The sequence below is a fragment of the Flavobacterium aestuarii genome (assembly GCF_040049115.1).
In the GTDB taxonomy this organism is placed as follows: Bacteria; Bacteroidota; Bacteroidia; order Flavobacteriales; family Flavobacteriaceae; genus Flavobacterium; species Flavobacterium aestuarii.
The window spans coordinates 110,872-128,036 of sequence record NZ_JBDLZZ010000007.1 but is presented as its reverse complement, the minus strand read 5'-3'; the positions used below and the strand labels follow the sequence as shown (position 1 = coordinate 128,036).

Here is a 17,165-nt window from a genome sequence, read left to right as displayed (position 1 = left end):
AAAGTTATCAATATACAAAATTCTAACTTAATAGAGTGATTTTGTTTGTTTTTTACAAATGTACTACATCGATTTCGACTCCTATATAAACAAGCGATTTTTTTATCACCCGAAAACCCATCTTCTCAATAGCATTTTGATAATTTTCTAATTGATATTTATATTTCGAATTATGAACACCCGTTTTATAGTCCAACAAAAAAGCTTCCTTGACTTTATTGATTACTATTCGATCAGGTTTAATAGTGCCTGCCTCTTTTTGAATTATCGTTTTCTCATTCAAAACTTCATTTCCATCAGCGAAATACTCTGCCAAATCTTGATGATTTATTATTTTAAGAATAGCCTCTGCGACTGCCTCTTTCTGTAACATTGTAATCAACCCATTTTCAATAGCTCTGTTAATTGCCAAATCCACATCATTTTTTGTAGTTATAAAAGAAAGAATCTCATGTATAACATTCCCAAATTCAATTGCTTCCTGTTGATGTGTCCCCCACATTAGTGCCTCTTTCTGTGCAATTTTTATATTCTTTGGATTCATCACCTCCGAAACAATAGGAATGTTTTTTGTCATATCAATATACTTCTTATGTATTGATAATTTTTCGGGATTCCCAAATGGATATTCGATTATATTTTCATCATAAATTTCTTTTTGAATTAAGTATTTTATAAAAAAGGATGCCATATTACTTGGATATTCTCCATCTTTCCTCGGCTTTACATTTTGAGAGATAACATATAATTGCTCTTCTGCCCTTGTCAAAGCAACGTACAATACATTTATATTATCCAATAATTCTTCTTGCTTTTTTAAATTATAAACCAAAGAAGCTTCTTCACCAAATTCTTCAATTGCGCTACTATTATCGACTAGCACTTTTGGCATATCCAAATCTTGTTCCTCAGAATTAAGCCATAGCTTGTCTTTTGGTTTTCTGTTATAATCTTCTTCTGCAAAAGGCATAATCACAACTGGAAATTCCAAACCTTTTGATTTATGAATAGTCATTATTCGTACAGCATTAGTCCCTTCGGGAGAAGGAATGCTGAATTTTTCAGAGTTTTTGTCCCAATAATTTAAAAAATCTGAGATTCCAGCCTGATTGCTAACATCTCTTTCTAAAACCAAATCAAGAAAATATTGAACATAAGCGGTTCCCGAAGGCAATAGCCCCAAACTATCATTGGTTTTTAGAAATTTTGAAATGATAATTTCTACAGCTTCATACAATGATTTCTTTCTGATGTTTTCAAAAGAGAGTTCTATATTACAATTCTCAAGCCATTTTTCGAAAACCATTTCCTCTTTTTTATCCATCCCTTCCGCAATAAAATCATGAACAGGCAATTGATTTTGCTTGTTTTGAGCCAAGTACTGCAAAAAATTAGCCTTTGACTCCAAATCGGAACTATTTTTTAAATACCTTAATATATGAATAATTAATCGGACTTCGGTAGCGTTTTGAATCATCAAGGTTTCTGAAGACAAAAGAGGAATGCCTTGCTCCGTTAAATAATTGGCAACAGCAACTCCCTGACTTCTTTTTCGGGTGAGAATTACAATATCCTTATATTCAAAACCGGTTTGAATGACTTTTTGAATAGTATTTAAGGTTGCCAAAACATATTGTTCGGTTTTATCCAAGACTTCTTCATCTCCTTCCTGTTCTTCAATTTGTGGCAAAAAAGAAATATTTACATAACCTCCAATTTTATCATTTATCTTTTGATGACTATGATTTTCATACAAATCCTTATAATCAGCATTATTGAATTCGCTGGATAACAATTTAAAAAAATCATTATTAAATTCGATTACCTGTGAATAACTACGGTAATTCTTGTCTAAATGTTCCAATTTTTTATCAGGATTGCTGAAAGGATTTTGGTCTTTACTTAATTCGATAAACTGTTCTGCTTTTCCGCCACGCCATCTGTAAATGGATTGTTTGGGATCGCCCACAATCATCAACGTTCCTTTTTGTCCTAAATCGTCTTGACCGGCAAGCGCATTATCGATGAGGGGAATCAAATTTTGCCACTGCATTTGCGAAGTATCCTGAAATTCATCTATAAAAAAGTGACGATAGCGCTCGCCCAATCGTTCATATATAAAAGGAGCTGGCTGATTTTGAATTTCACGATGGATAATAGCATTGAACTCTGTTATTGAGAGAATGTTTTGTTCACTTTGAATTTTCTCCAATTCATTACTGACCGTATTTAACAGTGACAAGGGAGTAATATTTCTCAAGAATGCCTTGTAGAAATTTCGTTTTTCAAAATTTTTATATATTTCAGCAAGGCTTAGCAATAAATCAGGAATCAGGTTTTCGATTATAACTCTATCTTTTGCCGTTTTATTGATTGCAATATCTTCAAACTCACGAAACATTTTATTCTTTGAGTTGAATCTACCCTCTGCGATGCTTTGAAGATGATTTGGAAAAGTTCCTCTTGAAAATGACTTTAAGTCGATTGCATTCGTATCAATCATTTGTAAAAGTGTTTTGGCAAGAGTTGCATTTTGTTCTTCCAAATCCTTGCAAACTTGTAATAGTTTTTCTTTTACAACAATAAAATCACTTATTGATTTATCATGAAAATGAAGAATCTCATTTCGGTTATTTTCGTTGAGCACTAATTTTCCGGTTTCCAGAATTTCACGGGAAATGTCCCAAGATTTATCATCGTCGGTTTTTTCTATGGTAAAATCTACTAACAGCTTTGTTAAAATATCATCATCGCCAGCTTTGGCAATAATGGCATCAACGGCTTCAATCAGAAGATTTTCGGTATCCAGACTCACTTCAAAAGTCATTGGCAAACCCAAATCGTGAGCAAAAGCACGAATAACCTTGTGCGTAAATTTATCAATAGTAGAAATATCAAAAGCAGCATAATTATGAATTATGTGTTTAATAATCTGCTGTGACTTGGTTTTGATCTGGATAATCGAAAGCTGTGTTTCCCTAGCCAAATCCTGCATTAAATCCTGTGCTTTTTTTGTAGGTTCCTCTTTGGCAAATTCAGACAGACTGCCCACGATTCTGCTTTTCATTTCGTGAACCGCCTTGTTGGTAAACGTAATGGCGAGAATGTTTCGATAAGCATCATTCTTTTGTGCCGTCAGAATAATTTTCAGGTATTCTTTGACAAGAGCGTATGTTTTTCCGGAACCTGCCGAAGCATCGTAAATAGCGAAAGAAGGTCTTTCCATATTTTAAGTCTATATTTATTTTGAAAACAAATCCTGTTGAATTACAGCGGGAAACAGCTCCTTATTGCAATGATTTTAATAATTTTAATTTCTATCATCATTTTATTTGATGAAATTATAACTAAATAGAATTTTCAATTCCAAAGTTAAATGTTTAAATTTGAATAATTTTATAAATCATTAAACAACTATATTATGGCTTTTGAATTACCACAATTACCTTATGCGTATGACGCATTAGAACCACATATTGATGCGCGTACAATGGAAATCCACCATACAAAACATCACAATGCTTACACTACAAACTTGAATGCTGCAATTGCGGGAACAGATTTGGAAGGAAAAACTATTGAAAATATCTTGATAAACCTGGATAAAGCAAATGCTGCAGTTCGCAATAATGGTGGTGGTTTTTACAACCACAACTTATTTTGGACTGTTATGTCTCCAGACGGAGGCGGATTGCCAACTGGTGAATTACTAGAGGCAATTGAAAGCTCTTTTGGAACTTTTGAAGAATTTAAAGCAAAATTTGCTAAAGCCGGGGCTACACAATTTGGTTCAGGATGGGCTTGGTTATGTGTACAAAAAGGAGGAAAACTTGAAGTATGCGGAACACCAAACCAAGACAATCCATTAATGCCTGAAACAGGATGTGGAGGCACTCCAATTTTAGGAATGGATGTCTGGGAGCATGCTTACTACTTAAACTACCAAAACAGAAGACCAGATTATATTGAAGCTTTTTTTAATGTAATTAACTGGACAGAAGTATCTAGACGTTTTGCTTTAGAGAAATAATTTTTTAGAGAAAAGACGGACTTGATTGTCCGTCTTTTTTTATGATTTTTAGTTTTACTTTTCTTTATTCTGTAATCTATCTTCTTCCTCTATAAAATAAAAAAGGTGAAATGTTACTTTCACCCTTTTTGCCCCAAATCTACCATAAACTTAACCTACTAAAAATTATGGTAGTCAAATATACATTGAAATTATTCATTTATATATTTTTTTCGATAAAAAGCTTATAAAATCGTTTAAAGTATAAATACTTGATTTTCAACACTTTTTGATATCATTTGTCAAAAAACTTAATTATGAACGGAATCACAAAATTAACCTTAAAAAATAAAAAAGGTGAAATGTTACTTTCACCTTTTTTGCCCCAAATCTACCATAAACTTAACCTACTAAAAATTATGGTAGCCAAATGTACATTGAAATTAATGATCTATATATTATTTTCGATGAATGTACTATAAAATCGTTTAAGAGATAATCAACTGTAATTCAATAAGTTTTATTTCAATTATTTGCTCATGAAATAAAAAAAAGACAAAACTGAGTTTTTTCCAATAAAAAAGGTGAAATATTACTTTCACCCTTTTTGCCCCAAATCTACCATAAACTTAACCTACTAAATTATGGTAGAACAAATATACTTTAGCAGTAATGTTTTAAAAAATAAATTCGATAAAATACCTACATACTCGATAATCGACAATTCTGCTTAATAAGCTCTTGCATCCTTACCTTCATAAAAATTCATGAAGGCCCTATTAACCACACGATTACCTCCTGGAGTTGGATAATCCCCAGTAAAGTACCAGTCTCCTAAATTTTTTGGACAAGCTGTATGTAAATCTTCTACTGTTTGGAAAATAATCTTTACTTCTGCGTTAATATCTGATGAACTAAGCATTTCGGCAATCTTATCTGAGATTTCCTGAGAAGTGAAAGAATCATATATTGCAGTGACATAATTCACAACATCAGTATCATGATAGTTTTCCTGTGCTTTACATTTAGCATAGACCTCATCAACAATATGATACATGTTTCTTTCTTTCAACAGTTCTAAGGCTGCTCTAAAGGCAACTAAACCTTCCAGTTTCGCCATATCAATTCCATAGCAGTCAGGAAAACGTATCTGCGGTGCAGAAGAAACTATTACAATTCTTTTGGGCTTTAAACGATCCATCATCTTTATGATACTCATTTTAAGAGTTGTCCCTCTTACAATACTGTCATCAATAATAACAAGATTGTCTGTTGGCTTGATTACTCCATAGGTAACGTCATAAACGTGGGCAACCAAATCATCTCTGCTGCTGTCTTCGGTAATAAAAGTTCTCAGCTTAGCGTCTTTTATAGCAACTTTTTCAGTTCTAATTTTTACAGAAAGTAATTTTTCCAGAGAGTCAACTGTTAACGTATCTTTGTTTTCAAGAATGAAATTCGTCTTTCTTTGATTTAAAAAGTCCTGAGCAGCTTCAACCAATCCATAAAAAGAAGTTTCGGCTGTATTTGGAATGTATGAAAAAACTGTGTTGTCTGTATCATTATCAATAGATTCCAATACAGCAGGCAAAATCAGTTTTCCAAGTTTTTTTCTTTCCTGATAGATTTCAGCATCGCTTCCTCTTGAAAAATAGATACGCTCAAACGAACATGCTTTTTTTACTGTTGGAGTTAAAATTTCCTTCATAGAAATATCTCCATTTTTCTTAATAATCAAAGCGCTTCCTGGATCAATTTCTTTTACTTCTTCAAAAGGAACATTAAAAACAGTCTGAATAACTGGTCTTTCAGAAGCTACAACCACAATTTCATCATCCTGATAAAAATATGCTGGACGAATTCCTGCAGGGTCTCTAAAAACAAAAGCATCACCATGACCCAAAAGACCGGCCATAGCATATCCTCCATCTAAATTTTTAGAAGATCGTGCTAAAATTTTAGCAATATCAAGCCTTTCAGCAATAACTGGAGAAGCTTCTCTTTTAGAATAACCTTCGGCTTTGCAGTCTTGATATAATTGCATTACTTCTTTGTCAAGAAAATGCCCGATTTTTTCCATTACGGTAACGGTATCAGCCATTTCTTTCGGGTGCTGTCCTAGCTCAACTAAATTCTGAAAAAGCTCCTTAACATTCGTCATATTAAAGTTTCCTGCCAGAATTAAATTTCTATGCATCCAATTGCTCTGACGCAAAAATGGATGCACGCTTTCTATGCTGTTTTTTCCAAAAGTTCCGTAACGAACGTGTCCTAAATACAATTCTCCTATATATGGAATATTGGCTTTTAGCTGCTTAACGTTATCTGCATACTCTGGATGAGCCTCCATTTCTTCATTTACCCTCTCATTTATCTGCTTGAAAACATCTTGAATTGGCTGTGCATGATTAGAACGAACACGGCTTATGTATCTTTCGCCAGGTTCTACATCCATTTTAATACTTGCAAAACCAGCACCGTCCTGACCACGATTATGCTGTTTCTCCATCATTAAATACATTTTTTGTATGCCATAAAAAGCAGTACCGTACTTTTCTTTGTAGAATTCAAGAGGTTTTAAAAGTCTAACTAAAGCTATCCCACATTCGTGTTTTAAAGCGTCACTCATTGTTCTGTTGTTTGTAGTTGTTGGTATTTATTGGTATCTGTATAACTCTTTTAAACTAAATACGAAGCAAATTCGTACTGTGTATCATAAATTTTGACTGCATTAATTAAAAAAAGCCTCACATCGAGGCTTTAGAACATTATAATTCTATATTAAACTGGGTCAGAGATTTGAACTGTTTTAATCTTGAGACCACTTCATTTTCATCTAAATCAACCATCCTTTCTGTACCAAATTTCTCAACACAGAAAGAAGCTAGATTCGAACCATAAATTATTGCATTTTTCATATTATCAAAAGAAACATTCTCGCTTTGTGCAATATACCCCGAAAAACCTCCTGCAAAGGTATCTCCAGCACCAGTTGGATCAAAAACTTCTTCTAATGGCAATGCCGGTGCAAAGAAAATTTCTTTTCCATGGAACAATAACGCTCCGTGTTCTCCTTTTTTGATTACCACATATTCTGGTCCCAGCTCATGAATTTTGGCAGCAGCTTTCACTAATGAATACTCACCAGAAAGCTGGCGTGCTTCTTCATCATTTATCGTAATAACATCTACTCTTTTGATGATGTCTAATAATTCCGGCAGGGCACAGTCCATCCAAAAATTCATAGTATCCAGAACTACTAATTTTGGTTTAGTTTCCATTTGATCCAAAACACTGCTCTGTACTAAAGGATGTAAATTTCCTAGCATTACAATTTCGGCATTTTTATAGTCTTGGGGAACTTTTGGCTGAAAATCGGCCAGGACATTTAGTTCCGTCACCAAAGTATCTCTTGAATTCAAATCGTTGTGGTACAATCCGCTCCAGAAGAAAGTTTTGCCTCCCTTAACAACTTCGATTCCAGAGATATCAATATTTCTATTGGTCAATAAATCTAAATATTCTTGTGGAAAGTCGTCACCAACTACAGAAACTATCGCTGATTTTACATTAAAAAAAGAAGCGGAAATTCCAATATATGTTGCTGCTCCGCCTAGAATTTTATCTGTTTTTCCAAATGGAGTTTCAATTGCGTCGAAAGCTACTGTTCCAACAATCAATAATTTATTCATTATGTGAGTTTCGAATTAGGGTGCAAAGATAGTCCATAAGTTGCAATATTGCAAAGGCTATCAATCTCAAAATTTTCACAAAAAAATAATAACCCTTTTAAAGTTTAAATCATTACAGATAAATCAATTAGAACTGAATAGTGTCCATCTTAAAAAAGGATTTCTACTTACAAATTGCATCTTTTTTTAAAAAATTTAATTTTTCCAACGATCAAACAAAGAGTATTTTAAAATTGATATCTCTTGTCAAAATAATTTTTTAATAATCCAACCTGAACCAGAATCATAACTGGAACTATCAGAACGGCATACAGCACATTTTTGGACAAATGAAATCCTGAATAGAAAGCCAAAATTCTTTCTGAATAATCATTTTCAATTTCTAAACTGCTTTCAGTACCTGAATAAAGAGAAGCATATACACCAATTATTATTAAGCTTAAGATAATACAAAACCAAACCCTACTGGAAATCAAAGGCGTGTAAATTTTATTTTTGCGCTCTTCGGCCACTTGGATCTGAGACATTATTTTGGCAGTAAAGTCAATTGATGGCGATTGCAAAGCATCGTTGCCCATCATTTTTTCAATAAAATCTTCCATATTTTTATCGCTCTTTTCCATAGCAATCTATAATTTCTGGTTCTAACTGCTTTTTTAAAATAACTGCTAATTTCTGTCGGCTTCTAAATAATTTTACTTTTACATTATTAGCCGTAATATTCATGACTTTGCCAATTTCTTCCAGGCTCTGATCTTCAAAATAAAATAAAGTCAGCAAAAAATTCTCATCGCCAGACAGCAAATTTAAACAATCTTGAATTGTTTGCTTTCGTTCATTTTCTTTTAAAGCATTCAAGGCATTATCCATTGTTTTAATTAAATCTGCCGAAAATTCATCTATCGATATGTTATTTTCTTCTTTTTTGTTTTTCTTCAAACGGTCTATGCAAGTATTGTAAGCTATCTTATAAATCCAGGTCGAAAACTTGGACTCTCCCTTAAACTTGCTCAGCGAATTATAAATTTTGATAAAAGTATCCTGCGCAGCTTCTTCAGCTTCTTCATTGTTTTTAACCATTTTTATGGCCAAAGTAAATATCATATCCTTATAACGGTCTACCAGCACAGCAAACGCATTTGTTTCGCCGAGCATAATTTTATCTATATAATGCTGATCATTTAGAATACCCATAGTATGTAAGACGGCAATGTCTTTATCAAGGTTACAGTTTTCTACAAAATTTCTGCTATTATAATTTTAAAGCCTGGTTCTCTACAAAGAACATTTAACAATTATCTTGGCAAATAAAATAACAATATCAAAATTACCTGATAATCAGACGTATTGCAGATTTACAACTTTAAATTAGCATTTTTTTTTATTTTCTTGTAACCTTGATAAAAATCACCTCGTCATATGAAGTATCAATCAATTAAAAAACATTAAATTATGGGACCACAAATTTTAATTCCAATTAGCCTTTTTATGATGATCTTCGGGATTTTCTATCTTATTTATTCAACCAGAAATCGAGAACGCTTAGCACTTATAGAGAAAGGAGTTGACGCCAGCATTTTTTTTAAAGGCAAAACCAATGGAGTTCCAGCATGGAAAATCCTTGTTTTGAATACCGCTTTCCTTTTAATCGGAATTGGGCTTGGTTTTTTTATCGCTCTATTGCTTTCGACTTACACAGAAATGAATTCGGATGTTATATATCCAGCCACAATTATTACTATGTCTGGAGTTGGCTTGCTTGTAGGATTTCACAGGGCAAAAGATTTAGATAAAGAATAAAAAATCGTTTAGTCCGTTTAGTTAGTACTTTTTGACAACGATTATAAAGCGTTTGAAACAGTGGTTTCAGACGCTTTTTTTATTCTTTTGAGCCAATTGTTTCATAATAAACATCAACCGAAAGCTTTGGCTGCATAGATGCCATTACAGCCAATTCATCACATCTTTCATTCTGAGGATGATTATTATGTCCCTTTATCCATTTAAAATCAACCTGATGTTTTCTGTAAGCAATAAGGAATCTTTTCCATAGATCTGGATTTTTCCTGCCTGCGAATTTTTTTTTCTCCCAGCCCAAAACCCATTTCTTTTCAATAGAATCAACCACATATTTTGAATCCGAAATAACCAGAACCTTCATGTTGGCTTTTTTTAGTTTTTCTAAACCTACAATTACAGCCAAAAGCTCCATCCTATTATTAGTAGTAAGCCTGAAACCCTCATAAAATTCTTTTTTATGGGGCGTTCCAACCAATTCCATTACTACGCCATAACCCCCATTTCCGGGATTTCCTTTTGCAGCTCCATCTGTATATATATGAACTTCATGTCCCATTTAGATTACTGCTGTAAAATTGTCTGAATAACTTCTGGGAAATACCTTTGTTCCAGTTCATGAATTTTTTCAGCTACAGTTTCTGGAGTATCATCGTCTGTAAGTGCAACATTTTTCTGGAAAATAATACCGCCTTCATCATAATGTTCATTAACATAATGGATAGAAATTCCAGTTTCTTTTTCTTTATTATTAACTATCGCCCTGTGTATGTGCATCCCATACATTCCTTTGCCTCCATAATCAGGCAGCAATGCAGGATGAATATTTATTATTTTATTCGGATATTTTTCAATTATATTTTCTGGAAACTTTAGTAAGAAACCAGCCAACACGATCAGATCTGGGTCGATTTTTTCTATTTTATGTAAGACAGTTCTTTCTAAAAGTTCTTGTTTTGAGAAAATTTCAACAGGAATTATATGATTTTTTGCTCTTTCAATAACTTTTGCTGAAGCATTATTAGTGAAGACAGAAACTACACGGGCAATTTCAGTTTTCGCAAAATATTTTATAATATTTTCAGCATTAGTTCCTGATCCTGAGGCAAAAACGATAATTTTTTTCATAATTTATGTAATTTTGAAGTTGCAAAAAACGGAATAAAAATCGAAAATAAATAACATGAAATCACCTTTCTTGAAATTAATTTTATAAATTAGTGTTACATTTATAAACTAAATCGTGGTTTTAAAATAAAGTTTTTTATTTTTGCCAACAAATTAAATTCTAAAATTAAAGATTATGTCAGACATTGCATCAAGAGTAAAAGCGATTATCGTAGACAAATTAGGTGTTGACGAAAACGAAGTTGTAACAGAAGCAAGCTTCACTAATGATTTGGGAGCTGACTCATTAGACACTGTTGAGCTTATTATGGAATTCGAAAAAGAATTTGATATTCAGATTCCAGACGATCAAGCAGAAAACATTGCTACTGTAGGTCAAGCTATCTCTTACATCGAGGAAGCCAAAAAATAATAATTACACACCCGATTACTAAAATTTTATAATTTTTTAATCGGGTGTTATTATTTGAATAAATTAAATATTCGATTGTATTTCAATCAAATTTATATTTACAATATATACCCATGATACTTTTATTTACTTTCTTATAGTATAAAAAGCATGGGTTTTATTTGTTAAAAGATAACAAAAATAAACGTTTATGGTTTTAAGAAGAGTTGTTGTAACAGGCCTTGGAGCTCTTACTCCCATTGGAAATAATATTCAAGAATATTGGGACGCACTTGTGAATGGAGTCAGCGGAGCTGCTCCTATCACATATTATGATACAGAAAAGCATAAAACAAAATTTGCCTGTGAAGTTAAAAACTTCAACATTGAAGATTTTATGGATCGTAAAGAATCCAGAAGACTAGACAAATTTGCTCAATATGCTGTTGCGGCAAGTGATGAAGCTATCAAAGATGCTGGACTTACTGACAACAATGTCGATAAACAAAGAGTTGGTGTTATCTGGGGAGCTGGAATTGGAGGTTTAGAAACATTTCAGGAAGAAGTAATCTATTATACGAAATGTGATGGAAACCCAAAATTCAATCCATTTTTTATTCCTAAAATGATTGCCGATATAGCTCCTGCCCATATTTCAATGCGAAATGGCTATATGGGACCAAATTATACGACTGTCTCTGCATGTGCATCATCTGCAAATGCATTAATTGATGCTTTTAACTACATTCGCCTTGGAATGTGCGATGTAATTATATCAGGCGGATCAGAAGCTGCAATTACTATTGCAGGTATGGGAGGTTTTAATTCTATGCATGCTTTATCTACAAGAAATGAAAGCCCGGAAACTGCTTCAAGACCCTTTGATGCCACGAGAGATGGTTTCGTTTTAGGAGAAGGAGCGGGAGCTTTGGTACTTGAGGAGTATGAACATGCAATAGCTAGAGGCGCAAAAATTTATTGTGAAATTGGCGGTGGCGGAATGTCATCTGATGCCTATCACTTAACAGCACCACATCCAGAAGGAATTGGAGTTATTGCAGTAATGAAAAACACATTGAGAGATGCTGGCATGAATCCAGAAGATGTGGATCATATCAATACTCACGGAACTTCTACTCCATTAGGAGATGTAGCTGAATTAAAAGCAATTAGTGCTGTTTTTGGAGATCATGCAAAAACAATTAATATCAATTCGACTAAATCAATGACAGGGCATTTACTAGGTGCAGCTGGAGCGATTGAAGCTATTGCGTCTATTTTGGCAATGGTACATGGTATTGTTCCTCCAACAATTAATCATACAACAGTTGATGAAAGTATTGATCCATCATTAAACCTTACATTAAACAAGCCTCAAAAAAGAGAAGTAAATGTTGCTATGAGTAATACTTTTGGTTTTGGTGGACATAATGCGTGCGTATTGTTTAAAAAATTAGATTATAAAGCATAAAATGCGTTTTCTAAAAAAAATATTCTCAAAATCCCGTTCTCAAGAAGACGGGATTTTTTTTAATTCTATCCAAAATATACTTGGATTTGACCCAATAACTCTAGAGTTTTATAAGAAAGCTTTTACGCATCGTTCTTCAAACCGCATAGATTTGAAAGGTAATCCAATTAATTATGAAAGACTTGAATTTTTGGGAGATGCTATGCTAAGTTCAGTTATTGCCGCCTATTTATTTAATGAAGCTCCATTGGGAGACGAAGGCTATTTAACAAAGATGCGCTCAAAAATAGTAAGCCGTGAACATTTGAATGAACTAGGCAAAGACTTAAACTTAATTGAATTTGTAGAAAGCAAAGTTCCAGTACATCATTTTGGCGAAAACATACATGGCAATATATTCGAATCCTTGATTGGAGCAATTTATCTGGATAAAGGATATGAATATTGTGAAAAATTCATTCAGAAAAGAGTCATAATACCCTATGTAAATATTGCCCGATTAGAAGGCAAAGTCATTAGCTACAAAAGCCTTGTAATTGAATGGTGCCAAAAAGAGAAAAAACAATTTCATTATGACATTTTTGAGGATAACGCAATTGATGGACAAAGACTATTTGGTGTAAAACTAAGTATTGATGACAAGGTTATCGCAAAGGCTAGAGCTACTTCAAAAAAGAAGGCAGAAGAAAAAGCTTCGCAACGTGCTTACTTTGCTTTTCAAGAAAAAATTGAAAGAAAATAGCTAAATGATTATCAAAACTACATCGTTTTCGTTAATAAAATATCATAATCATAGTACGCAACCAAGCTTTTACTGATTTAGAAATATTATATTTACAGCTTATTTTTTAATGACCATGGCAATTCATAAATTGAATTTTGGTGAATTTGACGAAATAGATTACAGTCTTATCGCTATTCACACCACATTAGAAGATTACCGATTGGCTTATTTTATCAATCAAAAACTTCATGTAAACCTGAATAAATCTATCAAAGAAATTCAAATTACTGATAAGGAAGGGGAAGTCCATTTTTCTAGATTTCATTATTATGAAAAGAAAAAAGATATTTCTTGGGATTTGATACAGAATATAAACGAAGTCATTCAAAAAAACAAAGAAGACAATCAAGGTTTGTTTACAAATTTTGACATAGAAGTAGCAAAAAAAGTGTACATGCTCCCTGAATTTAAAAAAGTAAATTACTTTTTGAAGATAGAAAACAGTGAAGTAGACACCAATCTTTATGAAATTCAAAGTGAGCTGAATTCAATAGAACAAATAGCTGCTAACTATATTGTCGACATAAATAAGATAAAATCTAAAAACAATTTAATTTTTTAAAAAAAATGCTTACGAACAAAAAAACCAAAATTGTAGCCACACTTGGGCCTGCATGCAGTACACGAGAAGTCATTAAGGACATGATTGAGGCAGGTGTAAATGTATTTAGAGTAAATTTTTCTCATGCTGACTACGAAGATGTTAAAAATAAAATCAACATTATACGCAGTATAAACGAAGAATTTGGATACACTACTGGAATTCTTGGAGATTTACAAGGCCCTAAGCTTAGAGTTGGGGTTATGGAAGATGGAGTTGTGGTTAATGATGGTGATTTAATCACTTTTACTACAGCTGAAGACATTATAGGGACTTCAAAAAAAGTATTCATGAAATACAAGAATTTCCCAAATGATGTTAATCCTGGAGAAAGAATACTACTTGACGATGGAAAATTAATTTTTGAAATTGTTGAAACAGATAAAAAATCAGAAGTAGTTGCACGTGTTGTACAAGGAGGTGAATTGAAATCCAAAAAAGGGGTGAATTTGCCAAACACAAAAATTTCATTACCTGCATTAACTGAAAAAGACATTGCTGATGCCATTTTTGCAATAGAAATGAAGTTAGACTGGATCGCTCTTTCATTTGTCAAAACACCACGAGATTTACAAGATTTACAAGAATTAATTGCAAAACATTCTGAATTCAAAATTCCAATTATTGCCAAAATCGAAATGCCAGAAGCATTAGAAAATATGGACAGAATTGTTGCATACTGTGATGCCCTGATGGTTGCAAGAGGTGATTTAGGAGTTGAACTTCCAGCTCATGAAGTACCATTAGTTCAAAAAGAATTAATCTTAAGAGCCAAAACTGCCAGAATCCCGGTAATTGTAGCAACACAAATGATGGAGACAATGATTAACAGCTTGACTCCAACCCGTGCTGAAGTAAATGACGTGGCGAACTCGGTTATGGATGGTGCTGATGCGGTAATGCTTTCTGGAGAAACTGCAGCTGGTAACTATCCAGTTCAAGTAATTCAAAAAATGACACAAATTCTTGAAGCAGTTGAAGATTCTCCGCTTATTCAAGTTCCTCAAAACTCTCCTCAGGTAAGAACAAATCGTTTTATCACTAAAACAGTCTGTCAGCATGCGGCAATTATGGCCAATGCAATCAAAGCAAAAGCCATTTGTACTTTAACAAATAGCGGTTATACTGCTTTCCAGATTTCGGCATGGAGACCATCTGCCCATATTCTTGTATTTACTTCTAATAAAAGAATTTTAACGCAGCTTAATTTATTATGGGGCGTAAAATCATTTTATTATGAAAAATCAGTTAGTACAGACGATACAGTTGTAGATGTAAACAATATTGTAAAAGAAAAAGGTTTTGTAAAGAAAGGTGATTTCTTAATCAATCTTGCTGCTATGCCTATTGCTGAAAAAGGGATGGTAAATACCTTAAGAGTTTCTGAAATAGAATAATTTTCAGTACTCCACATATATGAAACCGTCTTGAGTCTTTAAAGATTTAAGACGGTTTTATCTTTTAAAGTTTACTATTTTACAGAAATAAATAAATCCTTGTCAATGAATCGATTTTTGTTATTTGCCACTGTTCTGATTGCGCCTTTTTTTTTAAAAGCCCAAACAAATTCCGGTGCATTATTATCTGAAATTGACAAAACTATTGAAAACAATACATATTACACCCAAAAAAAAGAACGCGAAATCGCCCAGCTCAAATCACTTTTAAAAACTGCAGGCGATACGATATACAAATACGAGATTTCTCAACGATTATATAATAATTACAATTCCTACCAATCGGATTCTGCTTTGGTTTATGCACGAAAAAATCTAAAATTTGCAGAAAGCCTTAAAAACCCGAAAAAAATAATTCAGGCCAAAATTAACCTCGTTTCCATAATGGGAACACTAGGCATGTACAAGGAAGGTGTCGATATCCTAAATACTATTAAAGTTAAAAATACATATTCCCTAGAAGGGTTCTATCATGGCGTTAGCAGAATAATATATGGACAAATGTCCGATAACGCTTCGTCGCCGGAAGAAAAAGAAAAATATCTTTCTATTTCAAAAAAACACAGAGACTCTTGTATCACATACTTTCCAGTAAATTCCGTTTCATATATCATTGCTAAAGCAGATTGGGACATAGACCGCAAAAAACCTGATGAAACTTTACGTTTATTGATTCCTTATTTTCCAAAAATTAATCATACTGATCCTAACCGAGCAATTATTTCCTATATCATTTCGCAAGCTTACAAACAAAAAAACGATAGGGTGCAGGAAAAAAAATGGCTAAGCATTTCTGCTTTATCAGACTTGCAGTTGTCCAAAAAAGAGTATATTTCTCTTCGCTCATTAGCTTTTTTATTGTTTGAAGATGGCGACATTGACCGAGCTTACACATATATCAAGCGTTCTCTTGATGATGCTGTTGCGTGTAACGCACGCCTAAGGACTTATGAAATATCGAAAATGCTTCCCATTATAAGTGAGTCTTATCAGCAGCAGAATGAAACCAATAAGTTTCAACTAATCGTTTTTTTAATCAGTGCAGGTTTCCTGGTATTGGTTTTGTTAACGCTTTTATTTTTACTTTTTAAGCAGATGAAAAAATTATCAATAGCAAAAAAAGAGCTGAGCTCGGCTAACGATAAACTTTCAGAAATGAACGCTGAGTTAAATACTTTTAATGAAAAATTAAATCAGTCTAACAGCACTTTAACAGAAGCCAATTTATTAAAAGAAATCTATCTGGGCCGTTACATGGATCAAAGTTCCGATTATTTAGGAAAACTCGATGAATATCAGCGAAAACTGAATGTACTGGCAACCACAGGAAAAATAAAAGACCTCGTGAGCGCTGTAAAATCCAAAGATTATATCGAAAATGAATTAAAAGAATTTTATACTAATTTCGACAAAACCTTTTTGCAGTTATTTCCAAATTTTATTCATGATTTTAATATGCTGCTGCATCCTGATGAAGCTATACATCTAAAGGAAGGCGAACAGCTAAATACAGAATTACGGATTTTTGCGCTCATCCGTTTAGGAATAAAAGACAGTGCCAAAATTGCTGTATTTCTTCGGTACTCGATTTCGACAATTTACAATTATCGTTCCCAGCTGAAAAACAAATCAGTTGGACCTAGAGATGAATTTGAAGAAAGAGTTATGCAGATTGGTGCAAACAAAAAATAAAAAAAGCCTCCCCCAGAGTCTTCGTAAATTAAATTTTCATGATTTTTCAAATTTTAATTTCCCATTACACCACTTTTTTAAAAAAACAAAAAACAGCAATCAATTGATTTTTAGTTATTTATTTAGTAATTTTAAAAAAACAA

At 33.0% G+C, this 17,165-nt stretch carries 15 protein-coding genes; 8 read left to right on the top strand and 7 right to left on the bottom strand.

The window, feature by feature from the left end; translation table 11 throughout:
* Positions 1-52: 52 nt before the first annotated feature.
* Positions 53-3,226 (bottom strand): UvrD-helicase domain-containing protein, encoded by a 3,174-nt coding sequence (locus ABEG11_RS09595; RefSeq protein WP_348823951.1) that lies wholly within the window; start codon positions 3,224-3,226, stop codon positions 53-55.
* Between the two features lie 195 nt (positions 3,227-3,421).
* On the opposite strand from ABEG11_RS09595, the gene ABEG11_RS09590 reads away from it, so the two are divergent.
* Complete coding sequence (locus tag ABEG11_RS09590) at positions 3,422-4,030, top strand: superoxide dismutase (RefSeq protein ID WP_348823950.1); 609 nt, start codon at positions 3,422-3,424, stop codon at positions 4,028-4,030.
* Positions 4,031-4,739: 709 nt separating this feature from the next.
* Here the strand turns inward: ABEG11_RS09590 and ABEG11_RS09585 are convergent.
* The 4 genes from ABEG11_RS09585 to ABEG11_RS09570 all read right to left on the bottom strand — a co-directional run bounded on the left by ABEG11_RS09585 (position 4,740) and on the right by ABEG11_RS09570 (position 8,895).
* Positions 4,740-6,638 carry an amidophosphoribosyltransferase gene (locus ABEG11_RS09585; RefSeq protein WP_348823949.1) on the bottom strand — a complete coding sequence of 633 codons (1,899 nt, stop codon included), beginning with the start codon at positions 6,636-6,638 and terminating at the stop codon, positions 4,740-4,742.
* Between the two features lie 139 nt (positions 6,639-6,777).
* Complete coding sequence (locus ABEG11_RS09580; RefSeq protein WP_348823948.1) at positions 6,778-7,701, bottom strand: PfkB family carbohydrate kinase; 924 nt, start codon at positions 7,699-7,701, stop codon at positions 6,778-6,780.
* 227 nt (positions 7,702-7,928) lie between these two features.
* Positions 7,929-8,324 (bottom strand): hypothetical protein, encoded by a 396-nt coding sequence (locus ABEG11_RS09575; RefSeq protein WP_348823947.1) that lies wholly within the window; start codon positions 8,322-8,324, stop codon positions 7,929-7,931.
* On the bottom strand, positions 8,308-8,895 hold the full coding sequence (locus ABEG11_RS09570; RefSeq protein WP_348823946.1) for an RNA polymerase sigma factor: 588 nt from the start codon (positions 8,893-8,895) through the stop codon (positions 8,308-8,310). The genes ABEG11_RS09575 and ABEG11_RS09570 overlap by 17 nt, the downstream gene beginning before the upstream one ends.
* A 258-nt stretch (positions 8,896-9,153) precedes the next feature.
* On the opposite strand from ABEG11_RS09570, the gene ABEG11_RS09565 reads away from it, so the two are divergent.
* A complete protein-coding gene (locus ABEG11_RS09565; RefSeq protein WP_348823945.1) occupies positions 9,154-9,501 on the top strand; it encodes a DUF6249 domain-containing protein in 348 nt (115 codons plus the stop codon).
* A 79-nt stretch (positions 9,502-9,580) separates the two neighbouring features.
* Here the strand turns inward: ABEG11_RS09565 and rnhA are convergent, their stop codons facing one another.
* Positions 9,581-10,057 (bottom strand): ribonuclease HI, encoded by a 477-nt coding sequence (rnhA, locus tag ABEG11_RS09560; RefSeq protein ID WP_348823944.1) that lies wholly within the window; start codon positions 10,055-10,057, stop codon positions 9,581-9,583.
* A gap of 5 nt (positions 10,058-10,062) precedes the next feature.
* Positions 10,063-10,626, bottom strand: coding sequence for a phosphoribosylglycinamide formyltransferase (gene purN, locus ABEG11_RS09555; RefSeq protein WP_348823943.1), 564 nt, complete (start codon positions 10,624-10,626; stop codon positions 10,063-10,065).
* Between the two features lie 175 nt (positions 10,627-10,801).
* Here purN and ABEG11_RS09550 point away from each other — a divergent pair, with 175 nt between their 5' ends.
* The 6 genes from ABEG11_RS09550 (at position 10,802) to susR (ending at position 17,022) form a co-directional block, all read left to right on the top strand.
* The gene (locus ABEG11_RS09550; RefSeq protein WP_007137004.1) at positions 10,802-11,038 is read left to right on the top strand and encodes an acyl carrier protein; all 237 of its coding nucleotides are present in this window, start codon (positions 10,802-10,804) and stop codon (positions 11,036-11,038) included.
* 190 nt (positions 11,039-11,228) lie between these two features.
* A complete protein-coding gene (gene fabF / locus ABEG11_RS09545) occupies positions 11,229-12,488 on the top strand; it encodes a beta-ketoacyl-ACP synthase II (RefSeq protein WP_348823942.1) in 1,260 nt (419 codons plus the stop codon).
* Between the two features lies 1 nt (position 12,489).
* On the top strand, positions 12,490-13,230 hold the full coding sequence (gene rnc, locus ABEG11_RS09540) for a ribonuclease III (protein WP_348823941.1): 741 nt from the start codon (positions 12,490-12,492) through the stop codon (positions 13,228-13,230).
* Between the two features lie 115 nt (positions 13,231-13,345).
* Positions 13,346-13,834, top strand: a complete 489-nt coding sequence (locus ABEG11_RS09535) for an IPExxxVDY family protein (RefSeq protein WP_348823940.1) — start codon at positions 13,346-13,348, stop codon at positions 13,832-13,834.
* 5 nt (positions 13,835-13,839) lie between these two features.
* The gene (gene pyk / locus ABEG11_RS09530; protein ID WP_348823939.1) at positions 13,840-15,270 is read left to right on the top strand and encodes a pyruvate kinase; all 1,431 of its coding nucleotides are present in this window, start codon (positions 13,840-13,842) and stop codon (positions 15,268-15,270) included.
* Between the two features lie 105 nt (positions 15,271-15,375).
* Positions 15,376-17,022 carry a SusR family glycan utilization regulator gene (gene susR / locus ABEG11_RS09525; RefSeq protein ID WP_348823938.1) on the top strand — a complete coding sequence of 549 codons (1,647 nt, stop codon included), beginning with the start codon at positions 15,376-15,378 and terminating at the stop codon, positions 17,020-17,022.
* The last annotated feature ends 143 nt before the right edge of the window (positions 17,023-17,165 follow it).

Excerpts from the sequence above, each read along its gene's own strand:
- ABEG11_RS09595 (WP_348823951.1), bottom strand. The coding sequence starts at position 3,226 with ATGGAAAGACCTTCTTTCGCTATTTACGATGCTTCGGCAGGTTCCGGA.
- ABEG11_RS09590 (WP_348823950.1), top strand. The coding sequence starts at position 3,422 with ATGGCTTTTGAATTACCACAATTACCTTATGCGTATGACGCATTAGAA.
- ABEG11_RS09585 (WP_348823949.1), bottom strand. The coding sequence starts at position 6,638 with ATGAGTGACGCTTTAAAACACGAATGTGGGATAGCTTTAGTTAGACTT.
- ABEG11_RS09580 (WP_348823948.1), bottom strand. The coding sequence starts at position 7,701 with ATGAATAAATTATTGATTGTTGGAACAGTAGCTTTCGACGCAATTGAA.
- ABEG11_RS09575 (WP_348823947.1), bottom strand. The coding sequence starts at position 8,324 with ATGGAAAAGAGCGATAAAAATATGGAAGATTTTATTGAAAAAATGATG.
- ABEG11_RS09570 (WP_348823946.1), bottom strand. The coding sequence starts at position 8,895 with ATGGGTATTCTAAATGATCAGCATTATATAGATAAAATTATGCTCGGC.
- ABEG11_RS09565 (WP_348823945.1), top strand. The coding sequence starts at position 9,154 with ATGGGACCACAAATTTTAATTCCAATTAGCCTTTTTATGATGATCTTC.
- rnhA (WP_348823944.1), bottom strand. The coding sequence starts at position 10,057 with ATGGGACATGAAGTTCATATATATACAGATGGAGCTGCAAAAGGAAAT.
- purN (WP_348823943.1), bottom strand. The coding sequence starts at position 10,626 with ATGAAAAAAATTATCGTTTTTGCCTCAGGATCAGGAACTAATGCTGAA.
- ABEG11_RS09550 (WP_007137004.1), top strand. The coding sequence starts at position 10,802 with ATGTCAGACATTGCATCAAGAGTAAAAGCGATTATCGTAGACAAATTA.
- fabF (WP_348823942.1), top strand. The coding sequence starts at position 11,229 with ATGGTTTTAAGAAGAGTTGTTGTAACAGGCCTTGGAGCTCTTACTCCC.
- rnc (WP_348823941.1), top strand. The coding sequence starts at position 12,490 with ATGCGTTTTCTAAAAAAAATATTCTCAAAATCCCGTTCTCAAGAAGAC.
- ABEG11_RS09535 (WP_348823940.1), top strand. The coding sequence starts at position 13,346 with ATGGCAATTCATAAATTGAATTTTGGTGAATTTGACGAAATAGATTAC.
- pyk (WP_348823939.1), top strand. The coding sequence starts at position 13,840 with ATGCTTACGAACAAAAAAACCAAAATTGTAGCCACACTTGGGCCTGCA.
- susR (WP_348823938.1), top strand. The coding sequence starts at position 15,376 with ATGAATCGATTTTTGTTATTTGCCACTGTTCTGATTGCGCCTTTTTTT.